We start from the raw sequence: 14,162 nt of genomic DNA, 5'->3' as shown, positions 1-14,162 counted from the left end.
TTTCTGTAGAAGGCGTAGTTGTACTAGTAGGGGGAGGAGTTGTTTGTGTGGTTTCTGTAGAAGGCGTAGTTGTACTAGTAGGGGGAGGAGTTGTTTGTGTGGTTTCGGGGGGTGGTGTAGTTGTACTAGTAGGGGGAGGAGTTGTTTGTGTGGTTTCGGGGGGTGGTGTAGTTGTACTAGTAGGGGGAGGAGTTGTTTGTGTTGCTTGAGGTTGGGGTTGAGACCTATTGAAAAACCACCAAGCCCCAGCACCAATAATAGCTGTTGTAATTACAAAAGAAACTATTAGTATTGAAGTTTCATTGCTTCTGGACATAAATTATTTCCTTTATTACTTTTACCTTTATTTTAACCAATATAGTACTTATGTCTGTAGTTTTAGGTATCTTGATGCCACCACATCCAAATATGAGTATCACTCAGACCCTCGCATCTTTACCCAAAGTTACTGGTTGTGGTTGAGTAATGAGTAATGAGTAATGAGTAATGAGTTTTGAAGTCTTGAAGTAATGAGTTAAAGAATTGATCCTAACCTATTAAAAATTGATTCTCGCCTGTTGGCCTATTCAGTACTTTTGTGCTGGTGCAAGATCTGAGTATCAAGAATAATCATACATACCCAATTCACAACTTATGACTCATTACTTCAAGTATTCCCACTTATTTTTTCGCTCACCGTCCACAACTAGCTTATATATTGGCTAGTTAGTTCCCAAAGAGAAAACAGAGGAGCGATAATACTCAAGCTTAAGCTTCTTCATCACTCCCTTCGCTATCATCAAAATCATCGCTACTATCAGATAACAATGTATTGATATCTAACTTACTGCGAACTTGTTGTTCTACTAAAGTTGCAGTTTCGGGATTGTCTAGCAAATACTTGACAGCATTATCACGACCTTGAGCGATATTGTCCCCTTCATAACTATACCATGCTCCTTTACGCACTACTACATCGGTTTTTTCTGCTAAATCCAATAGACAACCAATGCGAGAAATTCCCTGTCCGAAAATAATATCAAATTCTGCAATACGGAATGGAGGGGCAACTTTGTTTTTAGCTACTTTTACCTTAGCGCGTATACCGTATTCTCCTTCGCTACCTTTTTTGAGGGTTTGAATACGACGAATATCTAATCTGATGGAAGCGTAGAATTTTAGAGCATTTCCTCCTGTAGTTACTTCGGGGTTTCCGTAGGTTATACCAATTTTTTGACGTAACTGATTCAAGAAAATTACTGTACAACCTGATTTACCCATATTTCCGGCAATTTTTCGCAGGGCTTTACTCATCAAACGTGCCTGTAACCCCACTTGTGTATCGCCCATTTCTCCTTCTATTTCTGCACGGGGTACTAAAGCTGCTACTGAATCTACTACAACTAAGTCAACGGCGGCGGAGCGCACTAGCTGGTCAACAATTTCTAAAGCCGATTCCCCTGTATCTGGTTGAGCTACTAATAGGTTTTCAATCTGCACCCCTAAAGCTGCCGAATAGGTAGGGTCTAAGGCGTGCTCCGCATCTACAAAGGCCGCCACTCCTCCTGCTTTTTGCACTTCTGCGATCGCATGTAAGGCTAAGGTTGTTTTCCCAGAACTTTCTGGTCCATAAATTTCGATAATTCTACCTTTTGGCAGTCCTCCTCCTAGGGCTAAATCTAAAGTTAAGGCTCCACTAGAGATAGTTTCTACCCGCATTTGGGCTGCATCACCGAGGCGCATAATTGCACCCTTTCCGAAGTTTCGCTCAATTTGTGTGAGCACTAAATTTAAAGCTTTTTCTTTATCTGGATTATTACTCAAAATACTATTATTCATTAAAGCCCCTATAATAATACTGTTTTTATTGCTCTTGACTAGTACATAAGTACTTATCTATTTTAACCTATTTTTTCCCTAAGAATTTAAAGTATGTAGAAATATTACCATAATCTTTAAACTATCAACTTTGGACAATGAGAGTGCAGCAATGAGAGTGGTGAAGGACATAGTTACTAATACTACCAAGTAAGATTTCCTGGATTCCTGAACGGCCACGTCGTCCAATCACAATCAAGTCAGCGGGCCAATCCTGGGCGACACGACAAATCAGGCGACCAGGACTACCAATAATTTGGCGATATTCTACTTTTACTTGAGCATTAGTTGCTTCTTGAGCGAGGGTGACTAATTTTTCTTCTCCTTGACGTTGAAAATTTTGCCATTCTTGCTGCCAAGTCTTCAGAGTCAGATCATTACCCATAGCAGGATACATGCCACTCATATCAGTAGGAATAGGCAAAGGGCTATTATCTTCTTCCGCCGACAAAACGTGTAGTAAGAGTAGATGGGCGTTATCATTGTTCTTGGCTAGAGATAGAGCATTAGTAAACACTCTTTTACTCCTAGAAGACATATCAATAGCAACTAAAATTCTTTCATACATGCTCAAAATTCCTCAAAAATCTAAGGTTGTAACTCTATAAATACTCTTTCTCCTGGGGTTAATCCTTCAATAACCTGAGTTTTAGTATCTAGAGTAACCCCTAGAGTAATAGGCTTAAACTCGGGTTGGTTATTATCTCCCACAGTCATTACTCCTGTAACTCCATCTTGGGTGACAATAGCTACAGTAGGTATGATCACAACATTATCTAATCTTGTACCTAAAAATATAACATCTACATTCATTTTCGAGCGAAGTTTGTCTTGAGGTTTTGATAAACTAATCTTTACTTCAAAAGAAGTTACACCCTCTTCAACAATCGCCTCGGGAGCAATTAACTTAACTTCCCCAGAAAAACTTTGTTGAGGATAGGCATCGGCATAAATATCTACAGGTTGTCCCACATATAATTGGCTTAAATCAATTTCTGGTACTTTGGCTACTATTTCTAAACCCTCCGCTAGGGCTAAAATTGAGGTAGAAGTGGCACCAGCGCTGGTGGAAGCGGAGGTAGTTGGTGTCACAAAAGCTCCTTGATTAGCGTAACGTTGTGTAATAATACCTGTAAAGGGAGCTTTGAGGAAAGTATCTTCATAGCGAATCTCCAGTAGTTTTAATTGTGCTCTTCTACTATCAACTATTGCTTGTAATTTAGCTCTTTCTTGCTCACTAGTATTTTGACGTTCATTGAGTAAAAAACCTGTTTCATCCCGTTGAGCTGTTAATTCATCTATAGTTAACTTCTCTGTGGTTTGGGCTTCTGCTAAACGTTGTTTGGCTTCATCTAGAGCGGCTTGAGCATTTTTATACTCATTGATAGCAGCATCATACTCATCTTGGGATACAGCTCCCTGTTGAAATAGATATTCATTGCGCTTAACTCTTTCTTGAGAAAGTTGGAAACGCGCTTGACTTGCTTCTAGTTGGGCTTGATTTTGACTGATTTGGCGCGGCAAACTCATTTGGGTTTGCTCTAAACGTGCCTGGGCTTGTTGTAAACGGGATTGTAACTGACTAATTTCTTGACTAAGACGAGATTCAAACTCTTCTAAGGAGGCGATTCCTTCGGCGAGATTGGCTAATGCTTCTTGTTTTTGAGCCGCAATCTCACTATTTTCCATCCTGGCTAATAATTGTCCTTTTTCTACTATATCCCCCTGTTCTACCAAGATTTCAGTAACTAATCCTGGATTTTTGGGACTTAGGTTAACACTGGTAATTGGTTCTACTTTACCACTGGATCTAATCGTTACTTGTAAGTCTTGTTGAGCAACGGGAATAGTTAATTCAGCTAATTGACTTGTGCTAAGGCTTTTTTTTTGATTAAAATATGTAAGTATTCCTAAACTCAATAAGCCTCCCGTAATTAGCATGAATAGCAACCAACTTAGAGAAAACGGTGATTTTTGCAACAGACGCATAGGTTAAGATATAACAAAGGGTTAAGCATTGGATACTAGATCTATGGTAGCTTGCTCCCTATAAGGATAAACATAGTTATTTAATTGAAAAAATACAGTGCCTAAATTAAATTGGATTTTATCTCTGATTACTTGTACAAGTCTCGGTTTAACTACAACCCCAGCCTTGGGACAAGCCCTTTTACCCTACACACCAGAATTAGATGCCGCACAAAGCGAAGAGCAAGGCATTGCTTTAATTCAAGATGTAGTGCAACTTTTGCGTTTCGGGAGACCAGAATTAGCTCTGCCAAGAGCTGAATTAGCTACTCAATTGGCCCCAGAACGTTATGAAACTTGGTTAATTCTAGGAAGTATTTATCTTCAGCAAGAAGAGTTAGACAAAGGGGTTGCCGCCGTAGAAAAAGCCTACGAATTAGAACCAGAAGAACCAGGTATTTTATTTACTCTCGGGAGTGCCTATTTTCAACAGGGAGAATATCAACGAGCTGTAGATAATCTTGAAGCGGGATTAGCTAAAGAACCAGATTCTGTAGCAGCTTTGTTTGATTTGGGTAACGCTTATTTAAAGCTAGAAAATTATCCAGAGGCGATCGCCGCCTACAACCGCTCGATATCTATAGAACCAGATTTTTGGCCATCAATAAATAATATTGGTCTGGTGGAATACGAACAGGGAAATATGATGAGCGCAGTAGAATTGTGGGAATCTACCAGGGAAATCGACGACCAACAAGCTGAACCTCTGTTGGCGATCGCTGTGGCTACCTATGTTCAAGGCGATCGCGAAAAGGCCCTAGCCTTAGGAGAAGAGGCTCTATCTATCGATAGTCGCTACTCTGATTTGGCTTTTTTAGAGGAAAATCTCTGGGGTGAAAAACTTCTAGCCGATACAGAGGATTTTTTAGAAACCCCCACTATGAAGGCTTTAATCGCTCGTTTAGAACAATCCACGCCTTAAATTATAGTCCAACAATTGGGAAATAGCGAAAAATAAATAAAGGAGTAAAACAAGAACAAAATGGCCCGAATTGTCCAAAAATACGGCGGTACTTCTGTCGGTTCTATTGAGAGAATTAAAAAAGTAGCAGAAAGAGTCCAAAAAACCGTCTCCCAGGGTAATCAGGTGGTGGTGGTAGTCTCAGCAATGGGCAAAACAACTGATACTTTAGTTGGTTTGGCTGAAGAATTATCTAGTCATCCCAGTCGCCGAGAAATGGATATGCTGCTTTCTACGGGAGAACAAGTCTCTATAGCTTTATTGAGTATAGCTATACAGGAACTCCAACAACCAGCTATTTCCCTCACAGGCGCTCAAGTGGGGATTGTAACCGAGGCAGAACACAGCAAGGCGAGAATTTTACAGATTAAAATAGAACGTATAGAACGCCATCTAGCTCAAGGACAAGTCGTAGTAGTAGCAGGTTTTCAAGGCATAAGTAGTATTAACGAGTTAGAGATTACTACTTTAGGGAGAGGAGGTTCAGACACTTCAGCAGTAGCACTAGCTGCGGCCCTAGGAGCAGATTTATGCGAAATCTATACAGATGTATCGGGTATTCTCACCACAGACCCTCGCATTGTCTCAGATGCCCAATTATTAGAGATGATAACCTGTGATGAAATGCTAGAATTAGCGAGTCTTGGGGCAAAAGTACTCCATCCACGAGCAGTAGAAATAGCCCGTAACTATGGTATACCATTGGTAGTGCGTTCAAGTTGGAACGATGAACCAGGTACTAGGGTAACTTCTCCACCTCCTAAAACAAGATCTCTAGAAGGTTTAGAGATTACCCAATCAATAGATGCAATAGAGTTTGACCAAGATCAAGCTCAAATATCTTTAGTGAATGTACCAGATTCTCCAGGAATCGCCGCCAAACTATTTGGGGAACTATCAGCCTCTGGTGTGGATGTGGATTTGATTATTCAATCTATACAGGAAGGCAATAGTAATGATATCGCTTTCACAGTAACTAAGGAAAAATTGTCTGCGGCTACAGCTTTAGCAGAAAAAATTGCTCCATCTCTAGGAGGTGATTCACCTAACCAGGATAAAGCCAAAGTATTGGTAGAATCAAATATAGCTAAAGTAGCTGTATCGGGAGCTGGTATGATTGGTAAACCAGGAGTAGCCGCTAAGGTGTGTCAAACACTAGGAGAAGCTAAGATTAATATTCAGATGATTTCTACCTCCGAGGTGAAAATGAGCTGTCTAATTGCCGCAGAAGATTTAGATAGGGCGATCTCCTCTTTAACTAATGTTTTCGCTGTGAAAAGTTCTCCCGCTAGTAGTCTCAATTCTACCCAAACTGATTTACCCGCAGTGAGGGGAGTTGCTTTAGATGTAAATCAAGCTCGTTTAGCGATTTGTAACGTACCAGATGTACCCGGTATGGCGGCGGCTATATTTAATCTCCTTGCCCAACATAATATTAGTATTTACACGATTATTCAATCTCAACGCTGTCGCTTGGTTGAAGGTCAACTTACCAGAGATTTAGCTTTTTTAGTGGCTGAAGCTGAGGAAGAAAGCGCCTGTAAAGCTTTAGCTAGTTTGATTGCCCAAATACCTGGATCCAGTATTTCTGTAAATAGAGATATTGCTAAAGTTAGTGTTGTTGGTTCGGGAATGATTGGTAAACCTGGTGTAGCAGCACAGTTTTTTGCTGCACTAGCTGAGGCTAATATTAATATTGAAATGATTGCTACTTCTGAAATTAAAGTAAGTTGTGTTGTACCTCAGGCAGAGGCGGAAAAAGCCCTTAAATTAGCTCATCAAGCTTTTGATTTAGCCGTTAAGGTATAACTTAGATCTTGCATCAAAACCCACTCATTTACTGGTGGATGAATAATGGGTCTTGAAGTAATCAGTAATGAGTAATTAGTAATGAAGTAATTAGTAATCAGTAACAAAAAGGCTTTGTTCCCGTTTGTCCTGACTTTGTAATTGAATTGCGATCGCCTTCTGACCGCTTATCCAAACTGCAAGAAAAAATGTATGAATATATCGCCAACGGAACTAAACTAGGATGGTTAATTGATCCTCAAAATAGCCTAGTTGAGATTTATCGTCCAGGAAAAGAAGTAGAAAGCTTAAATAGGCGTAAAGAGGGGATACGTGTAAAATTTAACACGATGTAAAGATTTGTAACAATCAAGTTTTTAGAGAAACATAGTCAACAAGATAGAAATTCACCATTTTTTGGTATGCTGTTTTTTAATATTAGCCAAAATCCTTTTTTTGAGTTATTTAAGAATGTGGCTTCCATAGAAAGAACAGCTTATCCTCGATTCAAACGTTATTACACGGCTAAGGAACTTCAAGAAATTTATACTCCCAAACCGTCAGAAATAGCATTTGGTAGAACAGCAACAACTGGGTCAGAAAACTATCTCAACCTGATAGTTTTACTCAAGTCGTTTCAGCGACTGGGTTATTTCCCTAAGCTATCTGACATTCCTGATAGGGTCATTAACTACATTCGGACTTTTCTGAAACTTCCCCAAAATTTAGACTTTGGCTATCAATATTCTCAAACTTGATCACGTCATAAACAAGCAATTCGTTCTTATCTTCAAGTTAGTCAATTCACTCAAGAAACCAATAGCTTCATCAGAGAAATTATTAAAGAATCAGCTTTAGTCAGAGACAATCCGGCTGATTTAATCAACGTGGCTATTGAAGAATTAGTAAAAAAACGGTCGGAATTACCTTCCTTTGCTACTTTAGACAGACTCATTCGGCACGAACGAAATTTCGTTAACCAACAACTATTTTCTCAAGTAATTAGTGAACGAGAGTGAGTCAGATCAACAGCGACTCAATGACCTTCTTGACAGTCCGACTCACCGACAGCGCAGTTGCTATAACGACCTTAAAAAACTGCCGAAAAAATCCAGTCGCAATCATCTAAATGACTTATTAGTTCACTTAACCTGGCTAGAAACTTTAGGTGATGTCCAAGACTTAATCAAACCGCTTACTGCCAGTAAAATCAAACATTTTGCCGCCGAAGCCAAAGCCTTGAATGCTGGCGAAATCAAAGATATTACCAGCCCCAAAAGGCTGACACTGCTTCTGTGTCTAATTTATACAGCACAAGTGCAAACTCGTGATTCCTTGGTGTCCATGTTTCTTAAACAAATGAAGAAAATCCAGAAACTATGCCAAGGACGAGTTAGAACTAATCCGCCAAAAGAACCAAGAAACAACGGAAAAATTAGTCTCAGTTTTTACCAATGTCCTCGAAGTTTTCTCCGAACCCTTACCTGACAGCCAAGCAGTCGCTCAAATCCAAGGCATTTTTCAGCCTCAAGGAGGCGTAGAGTCTCTAATTAGTGATTGTGAAGCAGTTAATGCCTACAAAGGGAATAATCATTTGCCCTTACTTTGGCGCTTTTACAAGAGCCACCGCAGTTCTTTTTTCCGCGTCATTAATGTCCTTAAGTTAGCCTCAACTAGCTCGGACGATAGATTAATAAAAGCGGTTTTGACTTTTTATCGCCCCGATAAGAATAAAGTTTACCATGAGTCCCTATTTAACCAGTCAGATAAAACGATTTGGGGATTATCTGATTGACATGGAGACGATTCCCCCTACTTTAGATGAACAGATGCTCTTACTTTGAAGGCAATTTGTTACAAATCTTTACATCGTGTTAAATTTTACACGTATCCCCTCTTTACGCCTATTTGGGTGAGTCTAAAGAAAGAGGAGGAGAGGGAATAGAAGTATTTAAACGTTCTTCTAATTCAGTTAATTCTGTAGGAGTAGAGGCGGCTAACCAAAGTACTTGTTTTAAATGATCGGCGATCGCAAAAGCTCTCGGTTCGTACCAATAGGCTACAGGAAAAGGGAGATTATCCAGTTTCAGTTGAGGTAGGCGTTCAATTTCCCAGGCTAAGTCGTAGCCTAACCAACCTAGCCAACCCCCAATAAAGGGTAAATCAGGGTGTTCTTGAGTAACTAATTTATGGTTTCTTTGGCACAAAAAACGTAGTAATGGCAGGATTTTTCCTACAGTTGGTGTCCAAAGTTGAGTTTGGCCATTAATCACCCGAGGTTCACCTGCACAAATGGAGTATCTAGCTAAGTTAGGCTGTTCTAAATAACTAGGAAAGGGACTTTCTAACAGAGTAGCAATAGTATTGGTACGGCGAAATAACTGGTCAAAAATATGAGCACCAGTACGGTTATGGAGGGGGAGCGATCGCCAATACCAGGGGGCAATAGTATTCATATTAATTAATATAGTCAATAATCGAACTGTTTTCTAAGCTAGTAAAACGACGATACAGCAATACGGCTTCTGAGTCACTTAAACTAGCTACAATATCAATAGCTAATCGTAGTTTTTGTTCAAAAAAAGTAAGTATAAATACTAAACAAACTCATTACTTCAAAACTCATTACTTCAAAACTCAACCATCACCCGCACGTTTTTTGTAATAACTGTAACACAATAAATAACACGCAACATTAATTGTATACTTTATGTTGCATTAACATTTGAAGGCTTTGCGATCGCAAAAATAGCTGACTCCCCATGTTTTTATTTGTGTTACAGTTAACGTGCGGAATGTTAGTTTTATCCTTACAAAAATGCGATGCTACCTATTTATCCGTCAAGCACTCGCTTACCACCTGTTCTAAATCGGAAATGTATTCCTCAAGTTTATTAATGTTCTTCTCGTAGGCAGATTCATCACCTAAGGAAACATTTTCACTTCGCACAAAAAACTGGAATGGTAGCTCTCGTTCACCAAAAAAGCTAAGGAATCTGTCTGGCTTAAGAGTATCTCCGTTTAAACCAATTGCCCAGTGAAGGTCTTTGTATTCCTGAAGTTCGGCGATTTTATATTCGCTGGACTCAATCTCCTGGTTGCTTAGATCTTCGATGTATTTATTCAGCGTTTTGATGTTATCCTCGTAGGCAGAGTTATCGCCAACTGCTACTCGCACCTGCGAACTCGAACTCTGCACATAAAACTTAAATGGCAGGTTTCGCTGGTCGAAGAAGCGGAGGAATCCATCTGGTTCGCTAGTCTCCCCATTCAAACCAATTCCCCAGTTTTTATCCTTGTAATTTTCGAGTTCCTTAATCATATTTTGAGCAGCTTGAATCTCTTCTTTGGGAACTCCCCGAAATATGATATTGCGGGTGGGAGCAGGAGCGAAAGACTTAAGGAAACTCATGCTGGGTGCAAAAAAATATTCTCCCCCTCTCATGGTTACCCAATGGCTGAAGTCAGCTTCCGTCTGTCCTGATTCGCCCCAGTTAGTAGGCCACTGGTATGTCTCTTTGACAGCGACTAACTCACCATCGGTATTATTTTCCTTTTTTTCGACACCAATGACTACATCTGTCCCTACATCTCGCTTGAAAAAGTTAGGTTCATTAGCCCATGAACTCTGCATGAAGTTGAACTGATTTGCTAAATTGGCTTGGAAGCACAAAAACAGCAGTCCAGCCTCAGTCTCTGGTTCCTCATCAGGAAGCTCTCCATAGTTTATTCCCCGACGAGCAATACGATGCATCTTCTCTATTTCTAGATCACTTTCTTCAAAATTTTCTCTTATTGTATCGCCACGGGGATTGACCTTGCGAGTGTGAGCATGGAAAGGACACTTTAGAGCCTTCTGATCGTCTTCATAATAATTAAAGTTGTTCTCTTCAGGCTGTTGCCCGCTTGGTGTATTTTGGAGAACCACTGGTGTTCCATCCTGGAAGCGTCCCATAGTATATGCTCCTGCTAAAGCTGGATTTGCTTCTTCAGAACCTTTCAGATTCTCAGCCAAGTTGTTAACCACATCCTGGTTCCAGGCTTTAACGTTTTGCTCTAGTTTGCGATACACCAAAAAACTGCCGTAACTCTCATCTTTTTCGCCCAAAGGATCTTTGAACAAAACCAAGTTTAGGGGTGCGCGGGGGTCCCATTTGGAAAAGTCGCTATGTTCTCTTTCCTTGTCTATATCTCGCTTCAGGAACAGCGGTTGACTAACTCCATCTCGGAATCCGAAATGCTCCATCTCTGCTCCTGTCTCTTTATTTCTGAGGACATAACCTATGTCCTTGTGAACAACTGTGGCGATATTTTTGTTTTCTAGCTCTTCTTGGATTTTCTTTGCCTTGTTTACTAATAGGGCTGGTTCCTTGGGCAGCAACTTCCAGTTTATCTGCTCTTGGAGCTTTGCCTCCTGGGTTCGTGGACCTACTATCTTATCACCGGCGAGCAATATAAGAGCATGAATGTCTTCCTTCAATCCACTTTCCCATTGCTCAACATCATCGCCGAGTTCGTTCTGAATATTTTTATCTTTCATCCCTTGGTTGAATGGTTGATTATATTGCTCATTGAAATTTTGATTAGAATCATAATTTAAATACCTATAACCAGCCGATGTCAAAAAGAAATTGGTAAATAGTTTACCTTCTCCTTCATTCTGTCGATGCTGCTTCGCCTGCTCGGCTTGAGCTAGTGCTGAGGTAACATACTTGTGAGTAAAATTGCCAATCCATTGCTTTACCAATTCTCGATCGCCTGTGAATTTCAAGAATAAATGAATAGAATGGTTTCTTCCATGGGATTTAAGGATGTTGCCCTGTATTTCATCTAACAGAGCTTCATATTCAAACTTATCAAAAGGGGTAACAATTTCGGTGATTTTGGTGATTTTTTCGCTGATGTCAGCCATACCTAAACTCCTTTTTTAATATTTAGATAAACTTGTCTGGTTGAAAGTAAAAGTGGAAAATATTTGAGAAACAATAATTGTTTAAACTTAATGTTTTTCAAATATTCCCTTAGTGAAAGAATTAACGTCCCGTAAATCAAGCCTTTACTAATTGCACAATCTTGGCGTGAGAAGGTTTACCATCACTATTGACGTAGAACAGCATATAGTAGCCAGGTGGGCTAAAGTGGTCGTTGGTGGGAGCAGTGAAGCTAATGCTAGTGTTGTTATCAGTTTCACTAGGTATTTTACTTGTAATCTGGAGATCTACCAAGCGTTGACCCATATCAAAAGAGTGGGTAGCAGATCCCAATTTCATAAGAACTAGAGAATCTAGATCATCGGTAGAGGCATTGCTCACAGAGATGATTTGAGACTTCTCGTATTGTAGTTGTGTAATATCTGTCTCAATTTCTGGGCGGGTGCTTGATCCGAAGAGATAAGGCGGGTAAAAAATTGCGTGTTGCCAGATTTCTCCACTATTGCCTTCAGTACCTTTCTCAACAAAGGCGAAATCGTTCTTGGTATCTAAACGAACCGTTCCATCTTCATCATATCTGGCAGCGCGTGAGTTGTTGCCACCCATAACTAATACCCGTGCATCTGGTAACAGCAAAGCATTATTGTGATAAAGCCTGGGTTCAACATCTGGGTTCATCAGCTTGGTGCGGAAGCCTTGGTGGTCGGTTTTGGTGGCATCTGGAGTCAACAAGGTGGGGTTGTAAACCGGACGAGTTTCCGCGTAGTTACCTCCATTGACAACCAAAATTTCCTTTGTGGGTAGAATGACAGCCTGTTCCATAGCCCGCTTGCCATAGCGACCCAACTTGGAATCATGCTGCATCACATATTTATATTTAAGTGGTAAGTTTTTGACCTTATCATCTACGATATCCTCAGTCTCTATTAGAATATCATCATCAATTTTGGCAAAAAATTGATGATCAATCTCCCATTCACCTGAAGCATTTTCTAATTCTGGTGCTTTCCAACGCTCTAGACTAGCAACAATGGTTGCTCCCTCAATGACATCTTTTCCAGGACCAATACCAATGTTATTGGTGCCCATGATGCCACCCATTAAGAGGATATCCCCGTTAGGAGAACTGGGATCTAGTGCCGCTGTGCCATACACTTTGTTAATAGCCTTTCTGTCTGGACCTTTCTCGAAGCTTATGGAATACTTTCCAGTCTCAGGGTTTTTATTGAAGGTTACGAAATAGCTATGGACACTTGCATGGGCTATTTTGGCATTGTTTTTACCACCGCCATCTCCCGTGATTAAGAACCTGTTTTTCTCTTTGGTTGGTAGTATGCGTGCGTAAAGATCGATGAGATCTGATCCGAAATTCTCGTCGTTCATCGCAGTACTGAAGGGGTTGTTGGGAAAATCCTTGATATCAATAGACTGCCAAGGTTCTTCTTGATTTTCGGGATCGTAAATTTCCACCAGAGTACTAATAATCTGTGATGGGGAAATTGTGAGTCCTGAGAAGGAAGCTATTTTCCCATCAGCTAGAGGGACAAGGGTAGGATACCAGTGACCATCCTCTGTTAAACCTATGTTTTCCCAAGGATCGTTTTTCTTTTCCTCTTCCCAGTGAAAAATATTGGCATTTCTCGATCCTTCAAACTTTACACCAGGGTAGTATCTTCGAGTACCTCCGACAAATAGTACATCTCCGTTGGGTAGGTGCAAATGACCAGAACAGAAAAGGTCATTTATTTCACCGTTGACTATAGCATCGGGGGATGAAATGCGCTCGAATGGGGATTTGGTGAAGTCTGGAGCGGAATTGTTATAGAAATCGGAATAGGAAGGGTCAAATATGGAAGTGTTGTCAACTACTTCATTATCACCATTATTAATATCGTCTTCGATGTAGCCATCTGCTGTAACGTGATTGCGGTTACTGCTACCATTGACAATTAAAACTTTTGAGTTTGGTAATAGAACTGTGTGGACAGCTTGCATCCGATCCTTTTCTTCGGGCATTGGTAACATATACCAAGCACCCATTTCTGTCGGACAACCTTCGTAGGCTAACAGTTTATCCTTTAGGGTGTTTCGCAGTTTAGTTTCCAGCTCGCTAGGAGGTCCCATGCAAATTGAATCTGAGGAGGCTTCCTCCCCATCAGCTAGGGCATAACTCCAATCACAAAAGATCACTGCAACTGTCAAGACAAAGATTGCCAAAACCTTAATTAGTTTGTTCTGCGTCTCGATCATAAATTTTTCTCTATTCATAAATTATTGTGACAGATTTAGTAACAAAGCCCACAAAATAAGTAGATAGACAAAATCATTTACTGTATTTTGTTTGTTAGTATGATGGTCTAATCGGAAATTCAGCCTCTTGCTTATAAAATTAATGAAATTAATTTTGTCCAATTACTCACTCATAAGGAATTACTTTAAGCGATCGCTATCAGTAGATATGACTCAGAAGAAGACTATCAGATAAATCCATAAATTACAAAAGGGTTTTTCGAGTACTTGATACATCTATCCAGATGCTTTGCTGAATCTAGGTATCAAAATGAACATTCAATAACTTGAAGTATTGATGATTTAAG

The 14,162-nt window shown here is 40.1% G+C and carries 9 protein-coding genes and 3 pseudogenes; 5 read left to right on the top strand and 7 right to left on the bottom strand.

Features of this window, described 5'->3' with window-relative positions:
- The 4 genes and pseudogenes from MW688_RS03010 to MW688_RS02995 all read right to left on the bottom strand — a co-directional run.
- Positions 1–316: pseudogene (locus MW688_RS03010) on the bottom strand (hypothetical protein); the annotation flags it as partial.
- Positions 317–747: 431 nt separating this feature from the next.
- Positions 748–1,818 (bottom strand): recombinase RecA, encoded by a 1,071-nt coding sequence (gene recA / locus MW688_RS03005; protein ID WP_486734433.1) that lies wholly within the window; start codon positions 1,816–1,818, stop codon positions 748–750.
- Positions 1,819–1,942: 124 nt separating this feature from the next.
- Complete coding sequence (locus MW688_RS03000; protein ID WP_486734432.1) at positions 1,943–2,425, bottom strand: universal stress protein; 483 nt, start codon at positions 2,423–2,425, stop codon at positions 1,943–1,945.
- A 20-nt stretch (positions 2,426–2,445) separates the two neighbouring features.
- On the bottom strand, positions 2,446–3,798 hold the full coding sequence (locus MW688_RS02995; RefSeq protein ID WP_486734431.1) for an efflux RND transporter periplasmic adaptor subunit: 1,353 nt from the start codon (positions 3,796–3,798) through the stop codon (positions 2,446–2,448).
- A 145-nt stretch (positions 3,799–3,943) separates the two neighbouring features.
- On the opposite strand from MW688_RS02995, the gene MW688_RS02990 reads away from it, so the two are divergent.
- From MW688_RS02990 to MW688_RS02970, 5 genes and pseudogenes are all read left to right on the top strand, one after another.
- Positions 3,944–4,807, top strand: coding sequence for a tetratricopeptide repeat protein (locus MW688_RS02990; protein ID WP_486734430.1), 864 nt, complete (start codon positions 3,944–3,946; stop codon positions 4,805–4,807).
- 60 nt (positions 4,808–4,867) lie between these two features.
- Positions 4,868–6,655, top strand: a complete 1,788-nt coding sequence (locus tag MW688_RS02985) for an aspartate kinase (protein ID WP_486734429.1) — start codon at positions 4,868–4,870, stop codon at positions 6,653–6,655.
- Positions 6,656–6,759: 104 nt separating this feature from the next.
- A pseudogene (locus tag MW688_RS02980) lies at positions 6,760–6,990 on the top strand (Uma2 family endonuclease); the annotation flags it as partial.
- A 66-nt stretch (positions 6,991–7,056) separates the two neighbouring features.
- Positions 7,057–7,653 (top strand): annotated as a pseudogene (locus tag MW688_RS02975) (DUF4158 domain-containing protein).
- Complete coding sequence (locus MW688_RS02970) at positions 7,640–8,122, top strand: hypothetical protein (RefSeq protein ID WP_486734428.1); 483 nt, start codon at positions 7,640–7,642, stop codon at positions 8,120–8,122. The pseudogene MW688_RS02975 and the gene MW688_RS02970 overlap by 14 nt, the downstream one beginning before the upstream one ends.
- A 416-nt stretch (positions 8,123–8,538) precedes the next feature.
- Here MW688_RS02970 and MW688_RS02965 read toward each other — a convergent pair whose 3' ends face one another.
- From MW688_RS02965 to MW688_RS02955, 3 genes are all read right to left on the bottom strand, one after another.
- Complete coding sequence (locus MW688_RS02965; protein WP_486734426.1) at positions 8,539–9,108, bottom strand: hypothetical protein; 570 nt, start codon at positions 9,106–9,108, stop codon at positions 8,539–8,541.
- Positions 9,109–9,464: 356 nt separating this feature from the next.
- The gene (locus tag MW688_RS02960) at positions 9,465–11,546 is read right to left on the bottom strand and encodes a Dyp-type peroxidase (protein WP_486734425.1); all 2,082 of its coding nucleotides are present in this window, start codon (positions 11,544–11,546) and stop codon (positions 9,465–9,467) included.
- Positions 11,547–11,682: 136 nt separating this feature from the next.
- Entirely contained in the window at positions 11,683–13,833 is a 2,151-nt protein-coding gene (locus MW688_RS02955; RefSeq protein WP_486734424.1) for a galactose oxidase early set domain-containing protein, read from the bottom strand.
- Between the last annotated feature and the right edge of the window lie 329 nt (positions 13,834–14,162).

It is taken from the genome of Johannesbaptistia floridana, assembly GCF_057440575.1.
The sequence above is the reverse complement of the archived record's forward strand: the minus strand, read 5'-3'. Positions and strand labels throughout refer to the sequence as shown.

What these genes read in the sequence shown, in the direction of transcription:
- MW688_RS02955 (WP_486734424.1), bottom strand. Translation starts at nt 13,833, where the DNA reads ATGAATAGAGAAAAATTTATGATCGAGACGCAGAACAAACTAATTAAG.
- MW688_RS03000 (WP_486734432.1), bottom strand. Translation starts at nt 2,425, where the DNA reads ATGTATGAAAGAATTTTAGTTGCTATTGATATGTCTTCTAGGAGTAAA.
- MW688_RS02960 (WP_486734425.1), bottom strand. Translation starts at nt 11,546, where the DNA reads ATGGCTGACATCAGCGAAAAAATCACCAAAATCACCGAAATTGTTACC.
- MW688_RS02985 (WP_486734429.1), top strand. Translation starts at nt 4,868, where the DNA reads ATGGCCCGAATTGTCCAAAAATACGGCGGTACTTCTGTCGGTTCTATT.
- MW688_RS02995 (WP_486734431.1), bottom strand. Translation starts at nt 3,798, where the DNA reads ATGCTAATTACGGGAGGCTTATTGAGTTTAGGAATACTTACATATTTT.
- recA (WP_486734433.1), bottom strand. Translation starts at nt 1,818, where the DNA reads ATGAATAATAGTATTTTGAGTAATAATCCAGATAAAGAAAAAGCTTTA.